This is a genomic window from Aquabacter cavernae, assembly GCF_003993795.1.
Taxonomy (GTDB): domain Bacteria; phylum Pseudomonadota; class Alphaproteobacteria; order Rhizobiales; family Xanthobacteraceae; genus Aquabacter; species Aquabacter cavernae.
On the sequence record NZ_RWKV01000008.1, the window covers coordinates 833,292 to 857,728 of the forward strand.

Annotated in this window: 21 protein-coding genes and 2 tRNA genes; 5 read left to right on the top strand and 18 right to left on the bottom strand. The window is 66.6% G+C overall.

Going from position 1 to position 24,437, the window contains the following annotated elements; genetic code table 11:
* Window positions 1-66: 66 nt before the first annotated feature.
* Both EJJ38_RS08580 and EJJ38_RS08585 read right to left on the bottom strand, forming a co-directional pair.
* Window positions 67-1,350, bottom strand: coding sequence for an MFS transporter (locus EJJ38_RS08580; RefSeq protein WP_245454155.1), 1,284 nt, complete (start codon window positions 1,348-1,350; stop codon window positions 67-69).
* Window positions 1,347-2,249 carry a glycine--tRNA ligase subunit alpha gene (locus EJJ38_RS08585; RefSeq protein ID WP_205666152.1) on the bottom strand — a complete coding sequence of 301 codons (903 nt, stop codon included), beginning with the start codon at window positions 2,247-2,249 and terminating at the stop codon, window positions 1,347-1,349. Before EJJ38_RS08585 ends, EJJ38_RS08580 begins: the two co-directional genes overlap by 4 nt.
* A 396-nt stretch (window positions 2,250-2,645) precedes the next feature.
* On the opposite strand from EJJ38_RS08585, the gene EJJ38_RS08590 reads away from it, so the two are divergent.
* Complete coding sequence (locus EJJ38_RS08590) at window positions 2,646-3,062, top strand: hypothetical protein (protein WP_127089663.1); 417 nt, start codon at window positions 2,646-2,648, stop codon at window positions 3,060-3,062.
* Between the two features lie 58 nt (window positions 3,063-3,120).
* Here the strand turns inward: EJJ38_RS08590 and EJJ38_RS08595 are convergent, their stop codons facing one another.
* From EJJ38_RS08595 to EJJ38_RS08610, 4 genes are all read right to left on the bottom strand, one after another.
* The gene (locus EJJ38_RS08595) at window positions 3,121-4,212 is read right to left on the bottom strand and encodes a TRAP transporter substrate-binding protein (protein WP_127089664.1); all 1,092 of its coding nucleotides are present in this window, start codon (window positions 4,210-4,212) and stop codon (window positions 3,121-3,123) included.
* 133 nt (window positions 4,213-4,345) lie between these two features.
* Window positions 4,346-5,446 carry an Mrp/NBP35 family ATP-binding protein gene (locus EJJ38_RS08600; protein WP_127089665.1) on the bottom strand — a complete coding sequence of 367 codons (1,101 nt, stop codon included), beginning with the start codon at window positions 5,444-5,446 and terminating at the stop codon, window positions 4,346-4,348.
* The gene (locus EJJ38_RS08605) at window positions 5,434-6,225 is read right to left on the bottom strand and encodes a uracil-DNA glycosylase family protein (RefSeq protein ID WP_127089666.1); all 792 of its coding nucleotides are present in this window, start codon (window positions 6,223-6,225) and stop codon (window positions 5,434-5,436) included. Before EJJ38_RS08605 ends, EJJ38_RS08600 begins: the two co-directional genes overlap by 13 nt.
* On the bottom strand, window positions 6,167-6,784 hold the full coding sequence (locus tag EJJ38_RS08610) for a glutathione S-transferase family protein (protein ID WP_127089667.1): 618 nt from the start codon (window positions 6,782-6,784) through the stop codon (window positions 6,167-6,169). Before EJJ38_RS08610 ends, EJJ38_RS08605 begins: the two co-directional genes overlap by 59 nt.
* 151 nt (window positions 6,785-6,935) lie before the next feature.
* Here EJJ38_RS08610 and EJJ38_RS08615 point away from each other — a divergent pair.
* Window positions 6,936-7,010, top strand: a tRNA-Val gene (locus EJJ38_RS08615).
* Between the two features lie 198 nt (window positions 7,011-7,208).
* On the opposite strand, the gene EJJ38_RS08620 is transcribed toward EJJ38_RS08615, so the two are convergent.
* The 5 genes from EJJ38_RS08620 to mgtE all read right to left on the bottom strand — a co-directional run bounded on the left by EJJ38_RS08620 (window position 7,209) and on the right by mgtE (window position 13,666).
* Complete coding sequence (locus EJJ38_RS08620; protein WP_127089668.1) at window positions 7,209-7,508, bottom strand: hypothetical protein; 300 nt, start codon at window positions 7,506-7,508, stop codon at window positions 7,209-7,211.
* A 185-nt stretch (window positions 7,509-7,693) separates the two neighbouring features.
* Window positions 7,694-8,494, bottom strand: coding sequence for a YdcF family protein (locus EJJ38_RS08625; protein WP_127089669.1), 801 nt, complete (start codon window positions 8,492-8,494; stop codon window positions 7,694-7,696).
* A 110-nt stretch (window positions 8,495-8,604) separates the two neighbouring features.
* Window positions 8,605-9,777 (bottom strand): isovaleryl-CoA dehydrogenase, encoded by a 1,173-nt coding sequence (locus tag EJJ38_RS08630; RefSeq protein ID WP_127089670.1) that lies wholly within the window; start codon window positions 9,775-9,777, stop codon window positions 8,605-8,607.
* 96 nt (window positions 9,778-9,873) lie between these two features.
* Window positions 9,874-11,961: a putative bifunctional diguanylate cyclase/phosphodiesterase gene (locus EJJ38_RS08635; RefSeq protein WP_245454211.1), complete on the bottom strand. Its 2,088-nt coding sequence runs from the start codon at window positions 11,959-11,961 to the stop codon at window positions 9,874-9,876.
* Between the two features lie 301 nt (window positions 11,962-12,262).
* Window positions 12,263-13,666, bottom strand: a complete 1,404-nt coding sequence (gene mgtE, locus EJJ38_RS08640; RefSeq protein WP_127089672.1) for a magnesium transporter — start codon at window positions 13,664-13,666, stop codon at window positions 12,263-12,265.
* A gap of 350 nt (window positions 13,667-14,016) precedes the next feature.
* Here mgtE and EJJ38_RS08645 point away from each other — a divergent pair, with 350 nt between their 5' ends.
* Window positions 14,017-14,700 carry a polysaccharide deacetylase family protein gene (locus EJJ38_RS08645; protein ID WP_245454156.1) on the top strand — a complete coding sequence of 228 codons (684 nt, stop codon included), beginning with the start codon at window positions 14,017-14,019 and terminating at the stop codon, window positions 14,698-14,700.
* Between the two features lie 54 nt (window positions 14,701-14,754).
* On the opposite strand, the gene EJJ38_RS08650 is transcribed toward EJJ38_RS08645, so the two are convergent.
* Window positions 14,755-14,839, bottom strand: a tRNA-Leu gene (locus EJJ38_RS08650).
* A 167-nt stretch (window positions 14,840-15,006) separates the two neighbouring features.
* On the opposite strand from EJJ38_RS08650, the gene lipB reads away from it, so the two are divergent.
* Window positions 15,007-15,717, top strand: coding sequence for a lipoyl(octanoyl) transferase LipB (gene lipB, locus EJJ38_RS08655; protein ID WP_127089674.1), 711 nt, complete (start codon window positions 15,007-15,009; stop codon window positions 15,715-15,717).
* A gap of 28 nt (window positions 15,718-15,745) precedes the next feature.
* Here lipB and EJJ38_RS08660 read toward each other — a convergent pair whose 3' ends face one another.
* Both EJJ38_RS08660 and gatB read right to left on the bottom strand, forming a co-directional pair.
* Window positions 15,746-17,254, bottom strand: a complete 1,509-nt coding sequence (locus EJJ38_RS08660; protein ID WP_127089675.1) for a porin — start codon at window positions 17,252-17,254, stop codon at window positions 15,746-15,748.
* A gap of 147 nt (window positions 17,255-17,401) precedes the next feature.
* Entirely contained in the window at window positions 17,402-18,898 is a 1,497-nt protein-coding gene (gatB, locus tag EJJ38_RS08665) for an Asp-tRNA(Asn)/Glu-tRNA(Gln) amidotransferase subunit GatB (RefSeq protein ID WP_127089676.1), read from the bottom strand.
* Window positions 18,899-19,087: 189 nt separating this feature from the next.
* On the opposite strand from gatB, the gene EJJ38_RS08670 reads away from it, so the two are divergent.
* Window positions 19,088-20,188 carry a glycosyltransferase family 2 protein gene (locus EJJ38_RS08670; protein ID WP_127089677.1) on the top strand — a complete coding sequence of 367 codons (1,101 nt, stop codon included), beginning with the start codon at window positions 19,088-19,090 and terminating at the stop codon, window positions 20,186-20,188.
* A gap of 237 nt (window positions 20,189-20,425) precedes the next feature.
* On the opposite strand, the gene EJJ38_RS08675 is transcribed toward EJJ38_RS08670, so the two are convergent.
* The 4 genes from EJJ38_RS08675 to recQ form a co-directional block, all read right to left on the bottom strand.
* Window positions 20,426-20,710: a chorismate mutase gene (locus EJJ38_RS08675; protein ID WP_127089678.1), complete on the bottom strand. Its 285-nt coding sequence runs from the start codon at window positions 20,708-20,710 to the stop codon at window positions 20,426-20,428.
* Complete coding sequence (gatA, locus tag EJJ38_RS08680; protein WP_127089679.1) at window positions 20,707-22,191, bottom strand: Asp-tRNA(Asn)/Glu-tRNA(Gln) amidotransferase subunit GatA; 1,485 nt, start codon at window positions 22,189-22,191, stop codon at window positions 20,707-20,709. The genes EJJ38_RS08675 and gatA overlap by 4 nt, the downstream gene beginning before the upstream one ends.
* Window positions 22,188-22,475: an Asp-tRNA(Asn)/Glu-tRNA(Gln) amidotransferase subunit GatC gene (gene gatC / locus EJJ38_RS08685; RefSeq protein ID WP_127089680.1), complete on the bottom strand. Its 288-nt coding sequence runs from the start codon at window positions 22,473-22,475 to the stop codon at window positions 22,188-22,190. Before gatC ends, gatA begins: the two co-directional genes overlap by 4 nt.
* Before the next feature lie 87 nt (window positions 22,476-22,562).
* Window positions 22,563-24,401, bottom strand: a complete 1,839-nt coding sequence (gene recQ, locus EJJ38_RS08690; protein WP_127089681.1) for a DNA helicase RecQ — start codon at window positions 24,399-24,401, stop codon at window positions 22,563-22,565.
* Window positions 24,402-24,437 lie beyond the last annotated feature (36 nt).

The following is a 24,437-nucleotide window of genomic DNA, read 5'->3' on the forward strand; positions in this document are numbered from 1 at the left end:
CACCGGCTTCCAGGGTCGAGGGTGGGATTTGGCTCTAGAGGGTTTCAACCGCCCCGTCGAGTGCGCTCAGCCGAGCGCCCTGCCTGTGCGGTCCTTCACGGTGAGCGCGGCGGCAAGCGAGATGGCCGCGAGCACCATGAGGTAATAGGAGGGCGCCATGTCGTCATGGGTGCGGTTCACCAGATAGACCGCCACCATGGGCGCCGTGCCGCCCGCAATGCCCATGGACAGATTGTAGCTGACCGACAAGGCCGAGCAGCGCGTTCGCTGCTCGAACATTTCCACCAGCATAATGGGCATGGGCCCGGCATAGGCCGCGATCAGCACCGCGAAGCCGATCTGCCCCAACTGCGCCTGGAAAGCGTTTCCGCTGGAGAGGAGCAGGAACAGCGGCCAGGAGAAGAGCAGCAGGCCCAGGAGGCCCGTCACCACCACCACCTTGCGCCCCACATAGTCGGTCAGCGTGGAGAAGAGGAAAACGCAGACCAGGAGCACCATCATGCTCAGCGTATTGATCTGCAGCGCCTGCCGTTCCGTCAGGCCGTCCACCTGGTGCATGTAGGTCGTCAGATAGACGAAGACGAGATAGAAGCCCGCGCCCAGCATCGCATTGAGCGCGATGGCGCGCAGGATGTTGCGCCACTCCACCCGGAACGCCTCCACCAAAGGCGCCTCCCCGTGGGATGGGGCCACATGGCCGGGCTCCTCGCCCATGCCGCCCCGCAGGAACAGCGTGAACCCGCCCAGCACCACGCCCGCCAGGAACGGCAGGCGCCAGCCCCATTCCACCAATTGCTCGCTGGTGAGCAGCGAAGCGGTGAGCGCCCCCACGGCCGAGCCCAGAAGCGTGCCGCCCGTGGCGCCCATGGCTGCGAAGGAGGTGACGAAGCCGCGCCGCCGGGGATGGGTGTTCTCGCCGAGGAAGATGGCGGCGGTGGTGTATTCCCCGCCGATGGAGACGCCCTGGAGCAACCTCAGGATGAGCAGCAGAACCGGGGCGAGCGCGCCGATATGGGCGTAGGTGGGCAGCAGGCCGATGGCGACCGTGGAGACGGTCATCATGCCCGCCGACACATACAGCGCGCGGCGGCGGCCGTAGCGGTCGCCCATGTGGCCGAAGATGACCGCTCCCAGCGGGCGCATCAGGAAGGACGCGGCGAAGATGCCGAACGCCGAGATCAGCCCGATGAACGGGCTCGAACCGGGAAAGAAATTCTGCGCGAATATGCTCGCGAGAAAGCCGTAGGCGGCGAAGTCATACCATTCCAGCAGATTGCCCAGCGCGCCCGCCGCAATCATGCGGGGGGCGATGGGGGCTGGATGCGCAACCGTTTCGGCGAGCGCGGTCACGCCGCGCCTCCCGCCTCCGTCTTCAGCCACGCGGCTCCGCACGCCTTGGCCAGCTCGCGCACCCGCAGGATGTAGCTCTGCCGCTCGGTCACCGAGATCACGCCGCGCGCATCCAGCAGGTTGAAGACGTGGGATGCCTTGATGCACTGGTCATAGGCGGGCAGCACCATGAGATGGCGCTCCCCCGCATCGCCGGCGGCGAGATAGCGGGTGCAGGCGCCCTCCGCCATGCGGAACTGTTCCAGCAGCATGTCGGTGTCCGCATGCTCGAAATTGTGCCGCGAATATTCCTGCTCGGCCTGCTTGAAGACGTCCCCGTAGCTCACGCGCTCGGCGCCGTCGCGGCCGTTGAAGTTCAGGTCGTAGACGTTCTCCACGCCCTGCACATACATGGCGAGGCGTTCCAGGCCGTAGGTCAGCTCGCCCGCCACCGGCGCGCACTCAAAGCCGGCCACCTGCTGGAAATAGGTGAACTGGGACACTTCCATCCCGTCGCACCAGCATTCCCAGCCCAAGCCCCAGGCGCCGAGCGTCGGGCTTTCCCAATCGTCTTCCACGAAGCGCACGTCATGCAGGCGCGTATCGATGCCGATGGCGGCGAGCGACTGGAGATAGAGGTCCTGGAGGTTGTCGGGCGAGGGCTTCAGGATCACCTGGAACTGGTAATAATGCTGGAGCCGGTTGGGGTTCTCGCCATAGCGCCCATCCTTGGGCCGCCGCGAAGGCTGCACATAGGCCGCCTTCCAATGACGCGGGCCGAGCGCGCGCAGCGTGGTCGCCGGATGGAAGGTGCCCGCTCCCACCTCCATGTCATAGGGCTGGAGGATCACGCAGCCCTGGTCCGCCCAGAAGCGCTGCAAGGTCAGCAGCAATCCCTGGAAGGATTTGTCCGGGCGCATGTGCGGCGGGAGCGCCGTATCCATCGTCTTATCCTGTCGGCCATTCGGTGTGGGGCGCCGTGCGGCGCGCGGCGGACACTAGAGCGCGATCCGTTTGGATGGAAGCAGTCTGCTTCCATCCAAACGGTGAATCGCTCTCTCACTTTTTGAAAAGAGACGGATTCAGTGGTGAGGCGCAATCGCGGAACGATCGCGCCTCACCACATCCGGCTCTGGAGCGCGATCCGCTTGGATGGAGCACCCTCGATCAAAGGTTCAGGGGGTTTGCAGGCAGAGGGTTGGGAAGCCGGCACAAGGTTCCCGCTAAGGGCGCTCGGGCCGTGAACATTTCCGTGAATGAACCCAAAGGCATGGACGGCGTTTTGGGAGGGACGGGAGAATAAAAAGGAGACTTCCATGCGCAAGCTCACCCTCGCGACTGCGGCCCTGCTCGCTTTCAGCACCATCGGCGCCTCGGCGCAGATGAGCGGCACCGCCCCCGGCGCCAATACCCAGCGTGGCCCCGCCCAGGAAGGCGGACGCACAGGCATGACCCCTGGCGCGAGCGGCTCCGGCGTGGTGAACCCGGCTGATCCGGCGGCGCGCCCGACCACCAGCGGCACCATGAGCGCCCCCAATACCCAGGCGGGCGGAGCCCAGGAAGGCGGCCGTGTCCAGGCCACGCCGGGCGGCAACCCGGCCATGGCGCCGGACACCACCGGCACCGTGACGCCGCGTACGCCCAGTTCGGGCACCGCGCCCGGCCAGGATCCCCACAAGGGCCCGGCTCAGGAAGGCGGCCGCAGCGGCACCTCCACCGGCACCACCCGATAACAAAAAGGCCCCGGAGCGGATGCTCCGGGGCCTTTCTTTTTAGGCGAAGGCTGACGGATCAGCCGCGGGTGCGGGCGCGCACCATGTAGTCGTCATAGGTATATTCGACGATCTGCCACCACAGGTATTCCTCGTTCCGGAACGCCTTGGCGGCTTCGTACACCTTCTTGAAGTCGGGGTTCTTCTGGCTGAGCTCCTCATAGAGCTCGTTGGCCACCTTGAACGCGGCATCCATGACCTCGTTCGGATAGCGGCGCAGCTGCGTGCCCGACTTCACAAGGCTCTGGATCGCCTTGGGATTCTTGGTGTCGTAATTGGCCAGCATGTTCTCATTCGCCTGGGCGGCGGTAGAGGTGAGGATGGCCTGGTAGCTCTTCGGAAGCTCATTCCACTTGTTGAGATTGTAAAAGAAGGTCAGCGAAGCGCAGCCTTCCCACCAACCGGGATAATAATAATAGGGCGCCACCTTCTGGAGGCCGAGCTTCTCGTCGTCATAGGGGCCGACCCACTCGGCCGCGTCGATGGTGCCCTTTTCCAGCGCGGGATAGATGTCGCCGCCGGCGAGTTGCTGCGGCACGACGCCCAGCTTGCTCATGATCTGGCCGGCGAGGCCCGCGATGCGCATCTTCAGGCCCTGGAGATCCTGGACCGTCTTGATTTCCTTGCGGAACCAGCCGCCCATCTGGCCGCCGGTATTGCCACCGGGCAGCATGTAGACGTTATACTTCTTGTAGAACTCGTTCAGCATCGGAAGGCCGCCGCCATGGTAGAACCAGGCGTTGATCTGGCGGGCATTGAGGCCGAACGGGAAGGCAGAGCCGAACGCGAAGGTCGGATCCTTGCCCACGTAATAATAGGACGCTGAATGGCTCATCTCGACGGTGCCGTTCTGCGTGGCGTCGAGCGCCTGCAGGCCGGGGACGATTTCGCCCGCCGCGAACACCTGGATCTGGAACTTGCCGTCGGTGGCCTCGGACACGGACTTCGCCATCAGCTCAGCGGCGCCGTAGATGGTGTCCAGGGACTTGGGGAAGGACGACGTGCAGCGCCACTTCACTTCAGGCGCGGACTGGGCGATGGCCGGCATGGCGACCGCGGTAGAGGCGGCGACACCCGCACCGGCCGCGGTGAGGAATTCACGACGTTTCATTGGGCGACTCCCTGAAAAAACTTTTACGAGCGCTTTTTGCAGCATTCGCTCGCGCCACTTCTAGTGCGGCTTCATTGCGGAGGAAAGGTCTCCCCTCCTTAGTCGAAAGGCGAAGACCGTCCCTTTGCAACCCTTACTCAATCACGATTCGCGGCGCCTTGCGGGCACTGGCCCCAACCCGCTCCAGTGAGGCGCGCACGCCCCTGGCGATCTCGCGATAGATTTCCGCTTCCGGCCCCTGCGGATCGGACACCACAACCGGCAGCCCCGCATCGGACATTTCGCGGATGCGCATGTTGAGCGGCACCTCACCCAGGAAAGGCACGCCGAGCTTCTTGGCCTCATCCCGCGCGCCGCCATGGCCGAACACGTCGGAGCGGCCGCCGCAATGGGGGCATGTGAAGTAGCTCATATTCTCCACCACCCCCAGCAGCGGCACATTCACCCGCTGGAACATGGCGATGCCCCGGCGCGCATCGATGAGCGCGAGATCCTGGGGCGTGGAGACAATGACCGCACCGGCAAGCTTCACCTGCTGGGCCATGGTGAGCTGGGCATCGCCCGTGCCCGGCGGCATGTCCACCACCAGGATGTCCAGCGGCCCCCACTTCACCTCGCGCAGCATCTGGGAGAGGGCCGACATGACCATGGGCCCACGCCAGATCATGGGGGTGTCTTCCTCCACCATGAAGCCGATGGACATGAGCTGGATGCCGAAATTGTCCAGCGGCAGCATGGTGCGCCCGTCGATCACTTCCGGCTTGGCATGAACGCCCGCGAGGCGCGGCACGGAGGGGCCGTAAATGTCCGCATCCAACAGGCCCACCTTCAGGCCGAGGTCGCGCAGGCCGAGGGCGAGATTGATGGACAAGGTGGACTTGCCGACCCCGCCCTTTCCGGACGCCACCGCGATGATGGCGCCGACGCCCGGCACCTCGATGGCCTTGCCACCGCCCGCTGGCGGGGCGGCAGGCGAAGGGGCACCGCGCCGCTCGGCGGTGAGCGCCACCAGGGCCGAGGTGACGCCGGCGATCGCCTTCACCGTGTCCTCGGCGGCGATGCGCACGCCTTCCCAGGCCCGGGCCTGCGCCGCGTCCACATTGATGGAGAGATAGACCTTGCCGTTGGTAACGACGATGCCCGACAAGGCTGGCGACGCGGACAGGGGAACACCCTCGGGGGTGCGCACCTTTGAGAGCGCCTGCCGGACGCCGTCTTCCGTCACTTCGGCCATGATGCCGTCTCCCGTTCTGATTTTGCCTCTCCTTCGCACAGCCGCTGCGCGCGGTCGAGGCTCGCGGCCACATCACGCCGCAGTTCCGGCAGCAGGTCCGCCTCGAACCAGGGATGACGCCTAAGCCAGCCGGTATTGCGCCAGGAGGGGTGAGGCAGCGCATAAAGGCGGATGCCCGGATGGGCCTCTCGGACCGTGCGCCACGCGGCAACCGTCTCGCCCAAGCCCCCGGCGAGCAGATGTCCGAGGCCGAGGCGCTTGAAATGATAGGTCTGCGCGGCCCGGCCCACGGCCAGGATCAGCTCGAAATCCGGCAAAGTGGCGAACAGCCGGTCGTGCCAGAGCCGGGCACATTCCCGGCGAGGCGGCAGGTCTGCGCCCTTCCCGTCCTGGCCGGGAAAGCAAAAGCCCATGGCGGCGATGGCGATGCGGCTCTCGTCATAGAAAACCTCTTCCCCAATGCCCATCCAGGCGCGCAGCCGGTCCCCCGACGCATCGGTGAAGGACCGGCCGGACAGATGCACCTTGGTGCCCGGCGCTTGGCTCGCCACCAGGATGCGTGCGCCCGTGCCCACATGGAGCACGGGACGCGGCGCATGGGGCAAGGGGGCGCCGAGCGGCGCCTCCAGGCAGACCCGGCAGGCCCGGATCTGCCGCAGCAGGTCCGCCAGATTGTCCGCGGCGCGATCCCGCGCCTCGATCACAGCGGACCCGTCCAGCTCAGGCGCCCGCCTGGGCGGCCGGGCGCGCGGAGACCAGAGCCCGCCAACGGGCCACATGAACGAGATCCTCCGGCAGGGCGATCCGCGCGGCGCGCATGAAATCGACGGCCACCAGCGCCACGAGATCGACAACCGTGAAGCGATCGAGCGCGATATAGGCGCTCTCCGACAGCCGGTCGTTCAGATAGGAGAGGAAGTCCAGCACCTTCGGCTTGTTGGCCTCGCCCCAATCCTTCACCTGCGGAATCTCACGCTCCGCGAGGGCCGGGTGGAGGTGGCGGAAGGCGAACTGGATGGGCAGCCAGAACTCGATCTCCACCTGCCGCAGCCACATTTCCACCAGCGCCACTTCCTGCGGCGTCTTGCCGAACAGATTCGGCTCGGGCTGGAGCGCCTCGAAATAGCGGCAGATGGCGATGCTCTCGGCGATGATCGTGCCATCGTCCAGCACGAGGACCGGCACCTTCTTGCGGGGATTGAGCCGCAGGAACTCGTCCTTCAAGTGCTCCTTCTGGGCGAGGTCCACCAACTGGACCGGCACCTCGATGCCCTTTTCCGCAAGGAAGAACTGGACGCGGCGCGGATTGGGCGCGCGGGCGGAAAGATAGAGTTTCATGAGTATGAGCGTTCCCTATTGATGAGGCGAGAGACCATGCTCCTCCAGCCAGCGTCAAGCACGCCATCCACAGGCAGCCCTTGACACTCCCCGCTGGGCGCTCTAAATCGCGCTCCTCGTCATCGACGCGCTCCGGCGCTTCGGCCTGACAGGGCGATTAGCTCAGCGGGAGAGCACTCCCTTCACACGGGAGGGGTCGCAGGTTCAATCCCTGCATCGCCCACCATTATTCCTCAACGACTTAGCTGATCACCCTCCCATACAGCGGACAGATATCCGGACAGATATCTTCGCCTGCACCCTCTCGATTTCCAACCAGAGCGGCATGCCAACTAAGTGGCATCGTCGCAGGACAGACGCTCTCCGACCGCACGGAGACCAGATCGCCCGCGCCTTCCGGGAACAACAGGCCCCTCGCTACTCGTCAGAAGCCCCAACGATACCAGCCGCGGTCGGGATCGATGCAGGTATAGCCCGCAAAGCATTGCCGCGTGTCGCGGGATGGCACCCATTCCGGCTTGAGGGCCTGGCCGGGCATGCAGAAACGCAGATTGGTCACATAGCGGTCGAACGTGGTGGGGGACGTGTCCATCAACACGCCACCCTGCCGCGCCACCAGGGCCTGCACGGCAGCACAGGTCATCTTGTAGCTGGCCGGCCGCGCGGCGGCGGGCGAAGCAAAGGCGATCAGCAAAGGCAGCAGGGCGGCGGCGGTTCGCAGCATGGCGTCCTCCCGGCGGACATGACGTTCCGCGACCCTCGGCCCCCTGGACCGGAGCCGTATCGATTTCGTCCACAAGGACGCGCGAACCGGCCCAAAGGGCACGTCAGCGCATGCCCAGGCTTATTCCGCGTCCAACAGGACAAGCAAGCGCGGAGCCTTGCTTCCGGTTCCGCTCCGGGCCGATCTCAGGGGGCGGGGAACAGAGCATTGGTGCGGCCGGTCAGATAATAGACCGCAAGGCCGACCCACTCCTTCATCCCCACATCGGTGAGGTCCTGCCCCTCCGCCGCGCGGGCGAAGGAGCCGTTGAGCGCATCTGGGCCGATGGTGCGATAATCCACCGGCGTCGCGATGACCGGAAAATCCACGGCCCGGAAGCAGCCCATGGCCCGGGGCATGTGGAAGGCGGAGGTCACCAGCAGCCAGCGCGAGCCCGGCGCGGGATTGATCATGGCCTTGGCGAACGTGGCATTCTCCGCGGTATTGCGCGAGCGCGTCTCGAACCGCACGCGCTTGAGGTCGATCCCCACATCCACAAGGGCGGAACCGACGGCCGCCACTTCTGTGGCGCCGCTTTCCCCGAAAGCCTGGGCCGCGCCCGCATAGACCAGGGCCGCCTCTGGATATTGGCGTGCCAAGGCGGCGAACACGATCACCCGCTCGCCCGCATCATTCACGGCGGGCAAGCGGCGGCTCAGGGCAACGGCATCCACCTCGGCCCCGCCCAGGAGGAGGATGCCGTCCACCGGCCTGCCGTCCGGCACGAAGGGCGGAAAGCGCTCTTCCAAAGGCGAGACGATATGGTTGGGAAGCGGCGTCAGGCCCGTCAGCACCTGCCCCACCACCGCAATGGACAGGCAGGCAAGGCCGAGCCGGCGACTGCCCGTCGCGACGAAGGCAAGCCCCAGAACGGCGATGAAGATCAACAGGTTCGAGGGAACGGCCAGCGACCAGAAAATGCGCGACAGCGTGAAAAAGTCGTCCATCGCCCTCACCCGGGATTTGACATGCGGCCGACGATCGCCGCCGCATGCCAGACCCTATGCGCAACCTTGCGCGCCGCCGCAAGGGCAGCGGCGCGCGTGTCGGGGACTTCTCACAGGGTCTTCTGGAACAGCTCCCGGCCGATCAGCATGCGGCGGATTTCGCTGGTGCCCGCGCCGATCTCGTAGAGCTTGGCGTCGCGCAGCAGGCGGCCCACGGGATAGTCGTTGATGTAGCCGTTGCCGCCCAGGGTCTGGATCGCCTCCAGCGCCATCCAGGTCGCCTTCTCGGCGGCGTAGAGGATCGCCCCCGCCGCGTCCTCGCGCGTGGTGGCGCCCCGGTCGCACGCCTTGGCCACCGCGTAGACGTAGGACTTGCAGGCATTCATGGTCACATACATGTCGGCGATCTTGCCCTGCATGAGCTGGAACGTGCCGATGGGCTGGCCGAACTGCTGGCGCTCGTGGACATAGGGCAGGACGATGTCCATGCAGGCCTGCATGATGCCCAGCGGCCCCGCCGCCAGCACCGCGCGCTCATAGTCGAGGCCCGACATGAGCACGTTCACGCCGCGCCCCACCTCGCCGAGCACGTTCTCCTCGGGCACCTCGCAATCCTCGAACACCAGCTCGCAGGTGTCGGAGCCGCGCATGCCCAGCTTGTCCAGCTTCTGGGCGGTGGAGAAGCCCTTGAAGTCCTTCTCGATGAGGAAGGCCGTCATGCCCCGCGCGCCGGCGGCCGGGTCGGTCTTGGCATAGACCACCAGCGTCTCGGCGATGGGGCCGTTGGTGATCCACATCTTGTTGCCGTTGAGCACATAGCGGTCGCCGCGCTTCTCCGCGCGGGTGCGCATGGAGACCACGTCCGATCCCGCGCCCGGCTCCGACATGGCGAGCGCGCCCACATTCTGTCCGTTCAGGAGCTTGGGCAGGTAGCGCTGCTTCTGTGCCTCGGTGCCGTTACGGCGGATCTGGTTGACGCACAAATTGGAATGGGCGCCGTAGGACAGGCCCACCGAGGCGGAGGCGCGGCTGATCTCCTCCATGGCGATCACATGCTCAAGATAGCCGAGCCCCGAGCCGCCATATTCCTCCTCCACGGTCACACCGAGAAGGCCGAGTTCCCCCAATTGGGGCCAGAGATCGCGCGGGAACTGGTTGGACTTGTCGATCTCGGCGGCGCGCGGGGCGATCTTGTCGTCCGCGAAGGCGCGAACCGTGTCGCGCAGCATGTTGGCGGTCTCGCCGAGATCGAAATCGAAACCCTGATGGGCGTTTGGCAACATGTCGCTCTCCTCCCGCTCCCGGTTCTGCGAGGTCCGGGCAGACGCGCGCCCGGAAGACCGTGGAGACGAGGCAGAATAAAACGAATGGCCGTTTATTCAACTCGTCCCGGCAGGTTCCTTGTCACTCGCGCTCGCTGTGTCCGTCCGCTCCGGCAGGCGCCGGTTCGCGCCTTGCGCGGGCACGGCCACGCGCTGCTCGTCCAGAAACCGCCGGGCGGTCTCGATGGGAACCGGCGGCGAGAACAGATAGCCCTGCGCCTGCTGGGCGCCGAAGGCCCGCAGGAAGCGAAGCTGCTCGCGCGTCTCCACCCCTTCGGCGGTGAGGATGATGCCCAGCGAGCGGCCGAGGCGGATCACATATTCGACGATGGCGGCCGCGTCGCGCTCAATGCCCAGATTGAGGATGAAGGAGCGGTCGATCTTGATCTTGGTGACGGGCACGCTGCGAATATGGACGAGCGAGGCGTGGCCCGTGCCGAAATCGTCCAGCGCGATGCGGATGCCCACGTCGCGCAGCCGCACCAGCGTCTCCCGGCCCGGCCCCTCCGCCGTGAACAGGGCGCTTTCGGTGATCTCGATTTCCAGGCGCGCAGGATCGAATCCGGTCTCCTCAAGCACCGCCAGCACCCGCTCGGAAAGATCGGGATCGCGCAGGTTGATGGCCGACATGTTCACCGAGAGGGTCACGTCCGGCAGGGTCCGTCCCGCCTCGCACGCGGCCCGCAAGACCCAGCTATCGAGCCGGCTGATGAGCCGCGAGCGCTCGGCGACGGGGATGAAGGCTTCCGGCAGCAGGCGCCCGTGCTCCGGATGGTCCCAGCGCACCAGCGCCTCGAAGCCCAGGATGCGTTCGCTCTCCACATCCACGAGCGGCTGATACAGCAGGGTGAGCTGGTCGTGGAGGATCGCCTCGGCCAGTTCCTGCTCCACCTTGCGGCGGTGCAGCGTCTCCACCTCCATGGGCGGCTCGAAGGCGGCAAAGGAGCCCCGCCCCTCCGCCTTGGCGCGGTAGAGCGCGATGTCGGCCCGCCGCATGAGATCGCGGGCGGTGGCCGCGTGGCGCGGCGCATAGGCGACCCCGACCGAGGCCCCCACCATCAATTCCCGGCCGTCCACGAGAACCGGCGCATGCACCGCGCCGGTCACGCGCGCCACATGGGCGTCCAGCGCGGCGGCGGCGGGCGCCGCGATGAAGGCCACGAACTCGTCGCCGCCGAAACGGCCCGCATTGCCGGCTTCTCCGACCGCAGCCTCAAGACGGCGCGCGATCTCGCACAGAAGCTCGTCGCCAACCACATGACCGAGCGTGTCGTTGATGTCCTTGAAATCGTCGAGGTCGAGGAACAGCAGCGCCAGGGCATCCTGGTTCTTCATGGCGGCAAGGCGCTGTTCCAGAAGCGAGATGAAGCGGCCGCGATTGGACAGGCCGGTCAGATTATCCCGATAGGCCAGGGAGCTGGCGCGCGCCTCGCTTTCCGCCAGGGCGCGGGCGGAGCGGTGCGCCCGCACCAGGAAGGCGAGGCAGATGCCCAGCAACGCCGAGGAGAGCGCAGCAATCACAGGGGCAACGTCTGTCAGCGTCCCGATGCCCGCAGACTGGGTGCGCCAGGACATGACCAGCGGCGCATCTCCCGCCAGATTGGTGAGGACAACCCCGTCCTCGCCACCGCGCGACGGTTCGCGCGCGGGCATGACATGCAGGCCCGAAACCTGAAGACGCTGCTCCATCTCCTTCAGGAAGGCGTCGTCCACCGCATCCACGGCGATGCACAGCAAACCCGGTGCGCCGGCTAACGGAGGCACGATAACCGCGAGGCCCACGCCCCGGTCATCGACGATCAGCCCCATGCTGCGCTCGCCGATGCCGCGTAGCGCGCGGCGCAGCGTGGGGGCGGCGGCCGCCATCTCCTCCTCGTTCAGCAGGGCGCCGTCGATGGAGGCATAGACCGGCTTGCCGCTTGAACGGTCCACCAGATAGGCCCGCTCGTATCCAAAATGAGCGTCCAGCGGGCGCCCGAAACGCTCATGGACGAAGGCGAACTCGCCGGAAACCGCACGGCCGATCGTGTCGCCCTCTTCCAGCAAAGCACTGGCGCTGCGCTGAACGGCGGCTGCGCGCTCCTCCAGGAGGGCGAAGACGGCGTCACGCTCGCGGGCAACAACCCGCCGGTCGTTGCCGGCCATCGTGATCACGAGAAGACCGATCAACGCCCCGAGCACCACGGCGAGCGCCGCGACGCCCGCGATGAAAAAGGTACGCTCCCTAGCGCCCGAACGTCTCGGAATTTTATCCTCCGGCGGCCAAGCCGCTGATACGACGTCCCAGGTGGAACGCTCTGTTTTTTAGGCACCTCGTCGCGCGATGCGCAACCAGCACCATCGTCGCTGCCGACGTGAGCCGGCTCACACCGGCAGCGACTGACGGGGTGTGAATATGCGCCCATGCACCGCCCGTCGCATCGGGAAAATTCCGTAAGGAATAACTTCAGCGGGCGAACCAGAGGGAAGCGAAGCCCAGGAAGGTGAAGAAGCCCACCGTGTCGGTCACCGTGGTGACGAACACACCCGAAGCCACCGCCGGATCAAGCTTGAGCTTGTTGATGGTGACCGGGATGAGAATGCCGAACAGCCCTGCCGCCAGCATGTTCACCACCAGCGCGGACGCGATCACCCCGCCGAGCTGGGTATTCTGGAACCAGAGGGCGGCGATGGTGCCCAGCAACACCGCCAATATCACCCCGTTGCACAGGCACACCAGGACTTCGCGGCGGATCACGCGCCGCGCATTGTGGCTGCCGAGATCCTTGGTGGCGAGGGCCCGCACCGCGACCGTCATGGTCTGGTTGGCAGCATTACCACCCATGGACGCCACAATGGGCATGAGAACCGCCAGCGCCACCATATGCTCGATGGTGTCGGCAAACAGGGCGATGATGAAGGCCGCAAGGAAAGCCGTGCCCAGATTGATCACCAGCCAGGGCAGCCGGGCCCGCGCCGTATAGGAGACGCTGTCGGAGAGTTCTTCGTCGCTGCCGACGCCCGCCATGGCGCGCAGGTCCTCGTCCGCCTCTTCCTGGATCACGTCCACCACGTCGTCGATGGTGATGACGCCCACGAGCCGGTCGGAATCATCAACCACAGGGGCCGAGACGAGGTTGTAGTGCTCGAAGAGGCGGGCCACCTCCTCCTGGTCGTCGCTGGCCTTCACCACCTGGCGCTGCTCGCTCTTCACGGCCGTCAGCAGCACCGAGCGACGGGTGCGCAGCAGCCGGTCCAGGGGCACGGAGCCGACGAGGCGATAGGCCGGGTCCACCACGAAGATCTCGTAGAAGGTGTCCGGCAGATCCTCCGTCTCGCGCATATGGTCGATGGCGCGGCCCACGGTCCAAAAGGGCGGGACCGCGATGAATTCGGTCTGCATGCGCCGACCGGCGCTCTCTTCCGGATAATCCAGCGAGCGCTCCAGCGCGCCGCGCTCGGGGGCCGGAATGTAGCGAAGGATTTCGGCCTTCTCGTCCTCTTCCAGGTCTTCGAGGATGTAGACCGCATCGTCGGAATCGAGGTCGCGGATGCCGTCCGCCACGATCCAGGGCTTGAGCGCGCCCAGAATCTGGACGCGCATGGTCTCGTCCAGCTCGGTCAAGGCGGTAAAGTCGAAGTCGCGGCCCAGAAGCTCGATGAGGCGCGGCCGGTCACCTTCGTCCAGCGCCTCGATCAGGTCGCCCAGATCCGCTTCATGCAGCGGCTCGATGCGGGACTTGAGCGCTGCGCGATCCCCCTCCCCGATGGCCGCCTCGACCTGTTCGATGAAGGCGGGCAGGAACGCACCGTCCTCGTCGCGGATCGCCTGGGTCTCGGCTTCGTCCAGGGGGGGAGTGTCATCCTGCATGCATCCGCCCCTTTCACCGGCATTGATGAGATCGCGGATGCGTTCTAGAGCGGCATCCAGGCTGAGGGAAACAGTTTCTCATTCCCTAAAGTCACCCGCGTGCCCTTTTGTGCCGCAAGGATCTGCGCGATCGGGGATCCAATGGCTCCAACCGGACGGCCCGATACCTCCCGCGCAGACCGGCCCCAAGAGAGCGTTTTGCGAGACCCAAATCCCACAAACCCCAACGCAAGGTCAGGCTCATGATTCGAAGCCGTTTTTCGCGATGGATCGGGGGAATCAGTCTCCCTGCCCTGCTCCTTGCCGCCCACACCGCCACTGCAGCCGAATGCCCCGGCCATCCCGGCGCCGTGGGCACCTCCCGTGTCATGGAAGTGCCGGCGGGCGTGCAGGTCGGCACCAAATCCTTCCCCACGACGCTCCCGCTCGCGGAAAAGGAAGTGATTCTCACCTTCGACGACGGCCCCTGGCCCGGCACCACCGCTGCGATCCTCGACGCCCTGAAGGCACGCTGCGTGCGGGCCACCTTCTTCCTCATCGGCCAAAACGCGAAAGCGCGGCCCGAACTGGTGCGCCGGCAGATCGCCGAGGGGCATACGGTGGCGCACCATTCCATGACCCACCCCACCGAGACCCTCGCCAAGATGCCGTTCGAGGCAGCGGTGGGGGAAATCGACCGGGGCATGGCGGCGGACGACCTTGCCGCCTATGGCAGCGCCGCCGGTGCCCCGCGCGTGCCCTTCTTCCGCTTTCCCGGCTTCGCCTCCACACCGCGCCTTCTGGATAACCTTTCAGCACGCGGCATATCGGTGTTCGGCGCCGACTTCTGGGCAAGCGACTGGAACCGCATGACACCCGCCCAGCAGCTCGAACTGGTGCTGGGCCGCCTGGAGGCCGCAGGGCGCGGCATCGTGCTGTTCCACGACACCAAGGCGCAGACCGCCGAGATGATTCCGGCCTTCCTGGACGCTCTGGCGCAACGGGGCTATCGCGTGGTGCACATGGTGCCGGCCGGCACAGGTGGGCAGAAATGAAAATGGCGACCCGAGGGTCGCCATGTTCCGCTGAGGCCGGCTAAGGCCAAATCCTGGTGCGGACGAGAGGACTCGAACCTCCACGGGTCTCCCCACTAGCACCTCAAGCTAGCGCGTCTACCAATTCCGCCACGACCGCATCCAGATCTGGCGCCGAGCCCAGGGCCCGGCAGCCGGCTCATCGCCGGGGGCCATCGTCTAACAGATCGACTCTGGCGCCACAAGGCCCTATCACGCGGCGCGCACATATCCATATAAGGGATGTGGACAAGGGCGCACCGCCGCCCGTGAAAGCCTTGTCGTTTCATGTCTGAAATCATCGCCCGCCCCCGCATCGACACCGACCTTCGCCCCGTCGCGCCCGACGCTCCGCCTGTGGAATGGCATATCAGCGACCAGCTCGTGCCCTATCCCGATGCCATGGCGCGCATGGAGGCGCGGGTCGCGGCCATAGCGGCGGGAACCGCTCCCGAGGCCGTGTGGCTGCTGGAACATCCCCCACTCTACACGGCGGGAACCAGCGCCAAGCCCGCGGATCTCGTGGATGCGCGCTTTCCGGTGTTCGAGACCGGCCGTGGGGGCCAGTTCACCTATCACGGCCCCGGCCAGCGCGTGGGCTATGTGATGCTGGACCTCAAGCGCCGCCAGCCGGACCTGCGCCGCTATGTGAGCGCGCTGGAAGCCTGGCTCATCGCCAGCCTCTCGGCCTTCAATGTCACCGGGGAGCGCCGCGAGGACCGGGTGGGCGTCTGGGTGCGCCGAGCGGGCGGCGAGGACAAGATCGCCGCCATCGGCATCCGCGTGCGCCAATGGGTGACGTTTCACGGCGTGTCGCTGAACGTCGATCCCAATCTCGACCATTTCGGGGGCATCGTGCCCTGCGGGGTGCGCGAGCACGGGGTGACGAGCCTTGCCGATCTCGGCCGGCTCGCCTCTTTGCCGGAGGTGGACACGGTGCTGCGTGTCGCCTTCGAGGAGATATTCGGTCCCACCACGGGGCCCGCCACCCCCTTGTGAGGGGCGGCGGGCATGTATCGCGGAAGGGTCAGAAGTTCCGCTGGGCGCGGAAGCCGCCGGACCACACGTCCGTGGAGCCGCCGAACGCCGTCAGCGTCCCGGCCGAGCCGGTGCCGGAGATGAGCCCCGCCGTGGCGGGCAGGCTGCCATCCACCTTGGAGTAGAGCACCTCCAGGCCGAGATCGAGATTCTTCACCGGCGACCACACGGTGTTGAGCCCCACCTGGGTCACGTTCACGCTGTAGCCACCGTTGAACAGAGCGGCGCCCGGCAGGAGCGCCACATTGGCTGCGGAGAAGGTGGCGTTCGCGGGCACATCCACCTTCACATAGCCGGCATAGAGGGCCGAGCGCAGATTCGGCATCCAGAAGTGGCGGAACTGGCCCTGGATGGACCAGCCCGTTTCCTTGGAATAGCCGTTCCCGTTCCAGATGGCGTCCGCGATGGGATAATAAGCGCCGCTGGACGCAGCGAAGGGCGAGTTGAGGTCAACGCTGCCCAAGGCCGAGGCACGGCCCTGCTGAGTGCCCGCCAGGCCCAGATAGTTCAGCGCGCCATCGGCATAATTGGCTTGCAGATAGAAGCTGTCGCCCGGCGCGAGCATGGGCAGCTTGATCTCAAGCGCGCCGCCCAGAGCGAAGCCCCAGCTATCGGTGCCGGCCGCGCCCACATATTGCGTGCCGCCGACACCCGCCGGCGTGAGGCCCGCGACCTGATGCAGCGCGCCGGACAGGAGCGCGGTGCCCCAATCCTGGTCCAGCCGCAAATTGGCGACCACGTCCGGCGCCTGCTGGCCGTCCTGGTAATTGTTGTAGCGCAGGCCATTCAGGCCGGTGAGCGTCGAACCGCCCGTGAACGTGCCGGACGACGGGCCGTACTGCACGCCGGTGGTGCGGTTGGCGGCGTCTTCAAGAGCGATGGTGGCCGAGAAGCCGTTGCCGAACTGGGCCGTATAGGCGATGGCCGACGTCCAGGTGTTCGAGCCCGCATAGGGGATCGTCAGCATGTAATCGGTGCCGGTATCGAAGAAGGACTGCGTGTAGCCGAAGGTGAAGCCCGCGAACTGGATGAAGGCGCGCTCAAGATAGAGCGAACCGCCCGCCGGGCTGCCGGCCGCCGCCTGCGAATCCCACTGGCCGCCGAACCGTACGAAGGACCGCAGCACGCCGTAATCGGTGGCGGTGCGCGCATCCAGGTCCACCACGGTGCGCACGCGCGTCATGTAGTCGTCGGCCTTCTCGGTGTTCAGCGGATAGCCGCCGACGCCGGTGCCGGGTGCGCTGAAGGCCGTTCCCGCTGCCGAGGAGATCATGGGATTGAAGGTGCCGACGGCGTTCACATAGGCGTCGAAGCGGACAAAGCCGCCGAGCCGCAGGCAAGTGTCCGTGCCCGGCACATAATAATAGCCCGCGCCATAGGCGGCGCAGACCTTCACATATTCAACGGCCTTCGCCTTGACGGGAAGGTCAGCCGCATTCGCGGCGGCGCAGGCTCCCATGCCCAGCATGGAGACCGGCAAAAGCTGCCAGAGTTTCATTGCAATTCCCCGCACGTTTGGCCCCGGCTCCGAAAAACGGAGCCGGGGCCATAATCACGACCTCAGGGTGTAGCGGGGTAACGCGATAGAAATACTACAAGCTGTATCGCCACCGGCCGCGCCGTTCGGCGCCGGCCGGCTGGGACCTCACACGCCGAGCTTCTGCTTCAGGATGTCGTTGACCGCCTGCGGGTTAGCCTTGCCGCCGGAGGCCTTCATGACCTGCCCCACGAACCAGCCCAGCATGGTGGGCTTGGCGAGGACCTGGGCCACCTTGTCCGGGTTGGCGGCGATGATCTCGTCCACCACCTTCTCGATGGCGCCGGTATCCGTCACCTGCTTCAGGCCGCGCTCTTCCACCAGCGCGCGCAGATCGCCCGCATAGGATTCCGCCAGCACGATCACCAGCAGGTCCTTGGCGATCTTGCCGGAGATGGTGCCGTCTGAAATGAGATCCACCAGCGCGCCCACCTGCGCGGCCGAAACCGGCGTGCGGGAGATGGAGACGCCCGCAGTGTTCGCATAAGCAGCCACATCGCCCATGACCCAGTTGGCCACCAGCTTGGCATTGCGGGAAACGCCCCCGGCCTTCACCGCCTCCTCGAAATAATCCGCCGTCTCCTTCTCGGCCACCAGGATGGAGGCGTCGTAGGGGGTGAGGCCGTAATCGGCGATGAAGCGGGCCTTCTTGGCGTCGGGAAGCTCGGGCAGTTCCCCTTCAAGCTCGGTGACGAAGCCGGGCTCCAGAACCAAGGGCAGCAGGTCCGGATCAGGGAAGTAGCGATAATCGTGCGCCTCTTCCTTCGAGCGCATGGACCGCGTTTCGCCCTTGTTGGGGTCGAACAGGCGCGTCTCCTGGTCGATGGAGCCGCCATCCTCCAGGATCTCGATCTGGCGGCGTGCCTCCACCTCCACCGCCTGGCCGATGAAGCGGATGGAATTGACGTTCTTGATCTCGCAGCGCGTGCCCAGCGGCTCGCCGGGCTTGCGCACGGAGACGTTCACGTCCGCGCGCAGATTGCCCTTCTCCATATCGCCGTCGCAGGTGCCGAGATAGCGCAGGATGGAGCGCAGCTTGGTCACATAGGCGCGCGCCTCGTCCGCCGAGCGCAGGTCCGGCCGGGAGACGATCTCCATGAGCGCCACGCCGGAGCGGTTCAGGTCCACGAAGCTGAGCGAGGGGGACAGGTCGTGAATGGACTTGCCCGCGTCCTGCTCCAGATGCAGCCGCTCGATGCCCACCGTGATGGTCTCGCTGTCGGACAGATCGACGATCACCTCGCCCTCGCCCACGATGGGGCTCTTATACTGGCTGATCTGATAGCCCTGGGGCAGATCGGGATAGAAATAGTTCTTCCGGTCGAACACCGAGCGCAGGTTGATCTGCGCCTTCAGGCCGAGCCCGGTGCGCACCGCCTGCGCCACGCATTCCTTATTGATGACCGGCAGCATGCCCGGCATGGCCGCGTCCACCAGCGAGACATGGTCGTTGGGCGGGCCACCGAAGGCGGTGGAGGCGCCGGAGAACAGCTTGGCATTGGAGGAGACCTGGGCGTGGATCTCCATGCCGATCACCACTTCCCAGTCACCGGTGGCGCCCTTGATGAGCTTTCGGGGATCGGCGGGTCGTGCGTGAGCGTTCATTTTCGTCCCTTGGGAATGTGGCGGGCCCTCTCATGTCCCCTACTCCCGCCCGCCGGGCGTGGCAACCGCGCGGATTGACGGGAGGCCCCGCCGCACCGAGAGTGCGCCGCTTGAAAGCCCCCCTCGGGCCGGTTGACTCAGCCGGTTCGGATCAGGCTCACGAACGCAGGCAGGCTGTCCCGAACGACCATGCGCATCGCTTCCATTTCCCTCGTCAAGGACGAGGCGGACATCCTCGAAGGCTTCGTCCGGCACAATCTGCATTTCGTCGATCGGATGTACATCATCGACGACCGCTCCACGGACAACACGCCCGAGATCCTGCGGCGCCTCGCCGACGAGAGCGATGCGGTGCGACTGCTGGAGGACGGGTGGACAGGCGCCTTCCACCAGGCGAAGCGCACCAGTGCGGCCATGCGGCTGATCCTGAAGGAAGAGGATTGGGACGTCATCCTGCCGTTGGATGCCGACGAACTGATCGGCGCGGCCGACCGCTCGGTCTTCGAGGCGGACCTTGCGGCCATCCCGCCGGGCATGGCGGGTGCGTTCGCGGAGATGCGCTATTTCGCCGGGCCGAACGACGACATGAGCATCGTCGATCCGCTGGTGCGGGTGCGCACCGCGCTCAATTACGACCCCGCCGGCATGTTCAAGAGCCTCGCCCCCAAGGCGCTGTTCAAGGAGCCGAGCCTCGCCTTTGACGAGGGCAACCATTCCCTCCTCACCCACGGCATCCGCGTGCCCACGCGCACCCTGCCCAACACGCCGCTGGCCCATTTCGCCATCCGCTCGGTGGATCAGATCGCGGTGAAGTGCCTGAAGCATTATGTGGGCTGGCGCAGCCGCGAGGACTACACCGCCAACTTCGTGCCCACTTTGGTGGCTGGCGCTGAGGCGCTGAAGGCTGAGCCGCGCTTCGCGCTGGCGCCGTCCGCCGCCATCATCCCCGCTTATTGCGCGGGCTATCCCCTGCAGGACGGCTTCGACCGGCCGTTCGCGGAACGGCGCGGGACGCTGAAATGGCCGGAACTGGCGGTCTCCCCGCCCTTCACCCAGGTGATCGGCCTGTTCGACCAGCTCATCGCCCGCGCCTCGGCGGGTGACGCGCTGGTGAAGGCGGCGGGCGGTGCGGCGGATGCAGGCGCGGTGGCCCGCGTCATCGCGGAGCGCAACGCGCTCCAGGCTGAGATGGATCGCATGAAGACATCCACCACGGCGCTGGCGAAAGCCTATTGGAGCGCCATCCTGTTCCGCGCGCGCAAGTCGCTGCGCAAGCGGAAGTATAAATAGGACAAAGCCTCTCTCGGGCCAGGGATATCGTCGCGGTAGCGGGCGCGCGACTTTCCCCTCTCTGGCCCTCCCCGGATTTCCCCCTCCCTAGCCCTCCCCCGCACGCGGGAGAGGGGACCTGTTGTGCGGGATGGACGGGTGCGCCCTCACCGAAAGCACGCCGCCAAAGCCCTCTCCCGCTTGCGGGGGAGGGTTGGGAGGGGGAAATGCAACAGCCTTCGGAAGGAGCCTCCGGCCTTAGCCGAGCCGCTTCTCCTCATAGGTCACCGTCCAGCCGATGAGACACCGCCAGAGCGTCTCCACGAGGTCTTGCGGGATATCCTGCGTGGCGGCGGCGGTCTTCACGCGCTCCACCACATCCTCCACCCGGTCCGGCAGGAGGGCGGGAATGCCGTGTTCCTGCTTCACCGCCAGCACCCGGTGCACCACGTCGAGGCGGCGGGCCAGCAGGCCCACCATCTCGGCGTCGAGGGCGTCGATCTCCCGACGCAAATCCGCGAGCGCCTGAGGCGCCTCGCTCATCGTGACCACCAGTGATCCTCCACCGGGAAGCGGCCCGCCGCATCCTCCACCGCCTGCCCGAGGGCGAACAGGGTCTCCTCCTCGAACGGACGGCCGATGAGCTGGAGACCCAGCGGCAACCCGTCCGCCGAAAAGCCGGCAGGCACGGAGATGGCGGGCAGGCCCGCCAGGTTCACCGTCACGGTGAACACGTCCTGGAGATACATCTCCACGGGGTCCGCATTGCTCTTCTCGCCGATGCCGAAGGCCGGAGAGGGCGTCGCGGGGGTGAGGATGGCATCCACGCCCTGCGCGAACACGTCATCGAAGTCACGCTTGATGAGGGTGCGGACCCGCTGCGCCTTCAGGTAATAGGCGTCGTAATAGCCCGCCGAGAGCACATAGGTGCCGATCATGATGCGGCGGCGCACCTCCGGCCCGAAGCCGGCGGCGCGGGTGCGCTCATACATGTCGATGATGTCCTTGCCCGGCACGCGGTTGCCGTAGCGCACCCCGTCATAGCGGGCGAGGTTGGACGACGCCTCCGCCGGAGCGACGATGTAGTAAGTCGGCAAAGCGTACTTGGTGTGGGGCAGCGTGATGTCCACGATTTCCGCGCCGGCATCGCGCAGCATGTCCGCGCCCTGCTCCCACAGCTCGCAGATCTCCTGCGACATGCCTTCCACGCGATATTCACGCGGAATGCCGATGCGCTTGCCCTTCACGGAGACGCCCACTGCGTCTTCGTAATTGGGGACGCGCATGTTGACGCTGGTGGAATCCTTGGCATCGTGGCCCGCCATGGAGCGCAGCAGGATGGCCGCGTCGTTCACCGACCGGGCGAACGGTCCGGCCTGATCCAGCGAGGAGGCATAGGCGATGATGCCCCAGCGCGAGCAGCGGCCATAGGTGGGCTTGATGCCCACCGTGCCGGTGAAGGCCGCGGGCTGGCGGATGGAGCCGCCGGTGTCCGTGCCGGTCGCGCCCGCGCACAGGAAGGCCGACACCGCCGCCGCCGAGCCGCCCGAGGAGCCGCCGGGGACGAGCGGGGTGGTGTCCCCCTCGCGCCGCCAGGGCGAGACCACGGGGCCGAAGGCCGATGTCTCGGTGGAGGAGCCCATGGCGAACTCGTCATTGGCGAGCTTGCCGAGCATCACCGCGCCATCGCGCCAGAGCTGCGAGGTGACGGTGGATTCGTATGGGGGAACGAACCCCTTCAGGATGTTGGAGCAGGCGGTGGTCGCCACGCCCTCGGTGGCGAACATGTCCTTCACGCCGAGGGGCAGCCCCTCCAGCGGTCCGGCATCGCCTGACGCGATGCGGGCATCGGCCCGCGCGGCCATGGCCAGCGCCTGGTCCGGCGTCTCCACCGTGAAGGCATTGAGCACGCGCGCCTGCTCCATGGCCTTCAGATAGGATTCGGTCAGCTCCACGGAAGTGAACTCACCTTGGGCGAGTCCCTCGCGGGCCTGGGTGAGGGTGAGATGATTGAGCGCGGTCATTCCACCACCTTCGGCACGGTGAAGAAGCCGCTTTCGGCTTCGGGGGCGTTGGCGAGCACCTTGTCGGGATAGTGGCCGTCGGTGACCTCATCCTCGCGGAGCGGCAGGGTCAGCGGAACCACGCTGGTCATGGGCTCGATGGAGGACACGTCGATGGCGGACAATTGCTCCACGAAAGCAAGGATGGCGTTCAGCTCACCCTGCAGCGCGGGCAATTCCTCCTCGCTCACCGCAAGGCGCGCCAGATGCGCCACCCGCCGCACCGTTCCAAGATCCACCGACATGAACCACTCCTTGACCGGGCACCCGGCCGTGCCCGCTCTTCGCCTATAGCAAGCCGGGGAATTGAAGGGCAACGGAAACGCGCCGTCCTACCCGCCCCGCACCACTTCCAGGAATTGCGGGCCGTAGCGTTCCAGCTTCGCCTCGCCCACGCCCGACACGTCGCCGAACGCCGCCAGCGAGCGCGGGCGGACGCGCGCGATCTCCATGAGCGTCGCGTCGTGGAAGATCACATAAGGCGGAACGCCCTGGGCGCGCGCCAGATCCAGGCGCAGCGCGCGCAGCTTCTGATAGAGGGCCTCGTCGCCGGGATCGTCCAGCGCCGCGCGCGGCGCGCGGCCACCGCCGGACACCCGGGCGGGCCGGGTGCGCGCCTCGGCCTTCAGTTCCACTGTGCGCTCGCCCCGCAGGACCGGGCGGCACGACTCGGTGAGGCCGAGGGCGCCATGGCCCTCCACATCCACATTCAGCAGGCCCAGAGACACCACCTGCCGCACAATGGCGCGCCACTCCTCGCGCGACACATCCTTGCCGATGCCGAAGGTGGACAGCGCCTCGTGGCCGAACTTGGCGACCTTGTCGTTGGTATTGCCAATGAGCACGTCCACCACATGCACCGCGCCGAAGCGCTCCCCGGTGCGGTAGACGCAGGACAGGAGCTTGCGGACCCGCTCCGTGCCGTCATAGGTGCGCACCGGTTCGAGACAGGTGTCGCAGTTCCCGCACGGCTCCGGCAGGGTCTCGTCGAAATAGGCCAGCATCACGGTGCGGCGGCAGCTCGCCGTCTCGCACAGGCCGATGAGCGCATCGAGCTTCGCCCGCTCCACCCGCTTGCGCGCGTCGGGCGCGTCCGAGGCGTCCACGAACTGCACCAGCTTGGCCACGTCCTCCATGCCATAGAGCATGAGCGTCTCGGACGGCAGGCCGTCGCGCCCGGCACGGCCGGTCTCCTGGTAATAGCTCTCCACGCTTTTCGGCAGGTCCAGATGGGCGACGAAGCGCACGTCCGGCTTGTCGATGCCCATGCCGAAGGCGATGGTCGCCACCATGACGATGCCGTCCTCCTTCAGGAAGCGGTCCTGGTGGCGGGCGCGCACCTCGGCGCTCAGACCCGCATGATAGGGCAGCGCCACCCGCCCCTCGGTGTTCAGCGCCTCGGCGGTGGCCTCCACCTTCGCACGGCTCATGCAATAGATGATGCCCGCCTCGCCTTCATGGGTATCCAGGAAGGCGCGCAATTGCTGGCGCGGCTGGTTCTTGGGCGCGATGCGATAGCGGATGTTGGGCCGGTCGAAGGAAGAGAGGAAGACCCGCCCCTCCTCCAGGCCCAGCCGCTCCACGATCTCGCGCCGGGTGGGCCCGTCCGCCGTGGCGGTGAGCGCGATGCGCGGCACCGAGGGGAAGCGCTCGTGCAGCACGGTGAGCTGGCGATATTCGGGCCGGAAATCGTGTCCCCATTGGGAGACGCAATGGGCCTCGTCGATGGCGAACAGGGCGATGCGCGCCCCCTGGAGCAGCGTGAGGAAGCCGTCCGTGAGCAGCCGCTCGGGCGCCACATAAAGCAGGTCCAGCTCCCCGAGCGCCAAGGCACGCTCCACCTGCCGCGCCTCGCCGGGCGCGAGGGCGGAATTGAGGGCGGCGGCCCGCACCCCGAGCTGGCGCAGCGCCTGCACCTGATCGTGCATGAGGGCGATGAGGGGCGAAACGACGATGCCGGTGCCCTGCCGCGCCAAGGCCGGGATCTGGTAGCAGAGCGACTTGCCGCCGCCCGTGGGCATGAGCACCAGCGCGTCGCCGCCCTCCGTCACATGCCGGACGATCTCCGCCTGGCGCCCCCGGAACGCCTCATAGCCAAAGACATGCCGAAGCACTTCAGCGGGATCGCGCACCCCGGCGGTGTCGGGGGCAAGGAGCGAGTCGGACGGCATGCGGCCTTATACCCCCCGTCAATGAGACCGCGAAAC

What these genes read in the sequence shown, in the direction of transcription:
- EJJ38_RS08620 (WP_127089668.1), bottom strand. Translation starts at nt 7,508, where the DNA reads ATGCTGCGAACCGCCGCCGCCCTGCTGCCTTTGCTGATCGCCTTTGCT.
- EJJ38_RS08630 (WP_127089670.1), bottom strand. Translation starts at nt 9,777, where the DNA reads ATGTTGCCAAACGCCCATCAGGGTTTCGATTTCGATCTCGGCGAGACC.
- gatC (WP_127089680.1), bottom strand. Translation starts at nt 22,475, where the DNA reads ATGTCGGTGGATCTTGGAACGGTGCGGCGGGTGGCGCATCTGGCGCGC.
- EJJ38_RS08595 (WP_127089664.1), bottom strand. Translation starts at nt 4,212, where the DNA reads ATGAAACGTCGTGAATTCCTCACCGCGGCCGGTGCGGGTGTCGCCGCC.
- EJJ38_RS08675 (WP_127089678.1), bottom strand. Translation starts at nt 20,710, where the DNA reads ATGAGCGAGGCGCCTCAGGCGCTCGCGGATTTGCGTCGGGAGATCGAC.
- EJJ38_RS08585 (WP_205666152.1), bottom strand. Translation starts at nt 2,249, where the DNA reads ATGCGCCCGGACAAATCCTTCCAGGGATTGCTGCTGACCTTGCAGCGC.
- EJJ38_RS08660 (WP_127089675.1), bottom strand. Translation starts at nt 17,254, where the DNA reads ATGAAACTCTGGCAGCTTTTGCCGGTCTCCATGCTGGGCATGGGAGCC.
- mgtE (WP_127089672.1), bottom strand. Translation starts at nt 13,666, where the DNA reads ATGCAGGATGACACTCCCCCCCTGGACGAAGCCGAGACCCAGGCGATC.
- EJJ38_RS08635 (WP_245454211.1), bottom strand. Translation starts at nt 11,961, where the DNA reads ATGGCCGGCAACGACCGGCGGGTTGTTGCCCGCGAGCGTGACGCCGTC.
- EJJ38_RS08610 (WP_127089667.1), bottom strand. Translation starts at nt 6,784, where the DNA reads ATGAAACTCTATCTTTCCGCCCGCGCGCCCAATCCGCGCCGCGTCCAG.
- EJJ38_RS08590 (WP_127089663.1), top strand. Translation starts at nt 2,646, where the DNA reads ATGCGCAAGCTCACCCTCGCGACTGCGGCCCTGCTCGCTTTCAGCACC.
- EJJ38_RS08625 (WP_127089669.1), bottom strand. Translation starts at nt 8,494, where the DNA reads ATGGACGACTTTTTCACGCTGTCGCGCATTTTCTGGTCGCTGGCCGTT.
- EJJ38_RS08600 (WP_127089665.1), bottom strand. Translation starts at nt 5,446, where the DNA reads ATGGCCGAAGTGACGGAAGACGGCGTCCGGCAGGCGCTCTCAAAGGTG.
- recQ (WP_127089681.1), bottom strand. Translation starts at nt 24,401, where the DNA reads ATGCCGTCCGACTCGCTCCTTGCCCCCGACACCGCCGGGGTGCGCGAT.
- gatB (WP_127089676.1), bottom strand. Translation starts at nt 18,898, where the DNA reads ATGAACGCTCACGCACGACCCGCCGATCCCCGAAAGCTCATCAAGGGC.
- lipB (WP_127089674.1), top strand. Translation starts at nt 15,007, where the DNA reads ATGTCTGAAATCATCGCCCGCCCCCGCATCGACACCGACCTTCGCCCC.
- gatA (WP_127089679.1), bottom strand. Translation starts at nt 22,191, where the DNA reads ATGACCGCGCTCAATCATCTCACCCTCACCCAGGCCCGCGAGGGACTC.
- EJJ38_RS08605 (WP_127089666.1), bottom strand. Translation starts at nt 6,225, where the DNA reads ATGTGGCCCGTTGGCGGGCTCTGGTCTCCGCGCGCCCGGCCGCCCAGG.
- EJJ38_RS08670 (WP_127089677.1), top strand. Translation starts at nt 19,088, where the DNA reads ATGCGCATCGCTTCCATTTCCCTCGTCAAGGACGAGGCGGACATCCTC.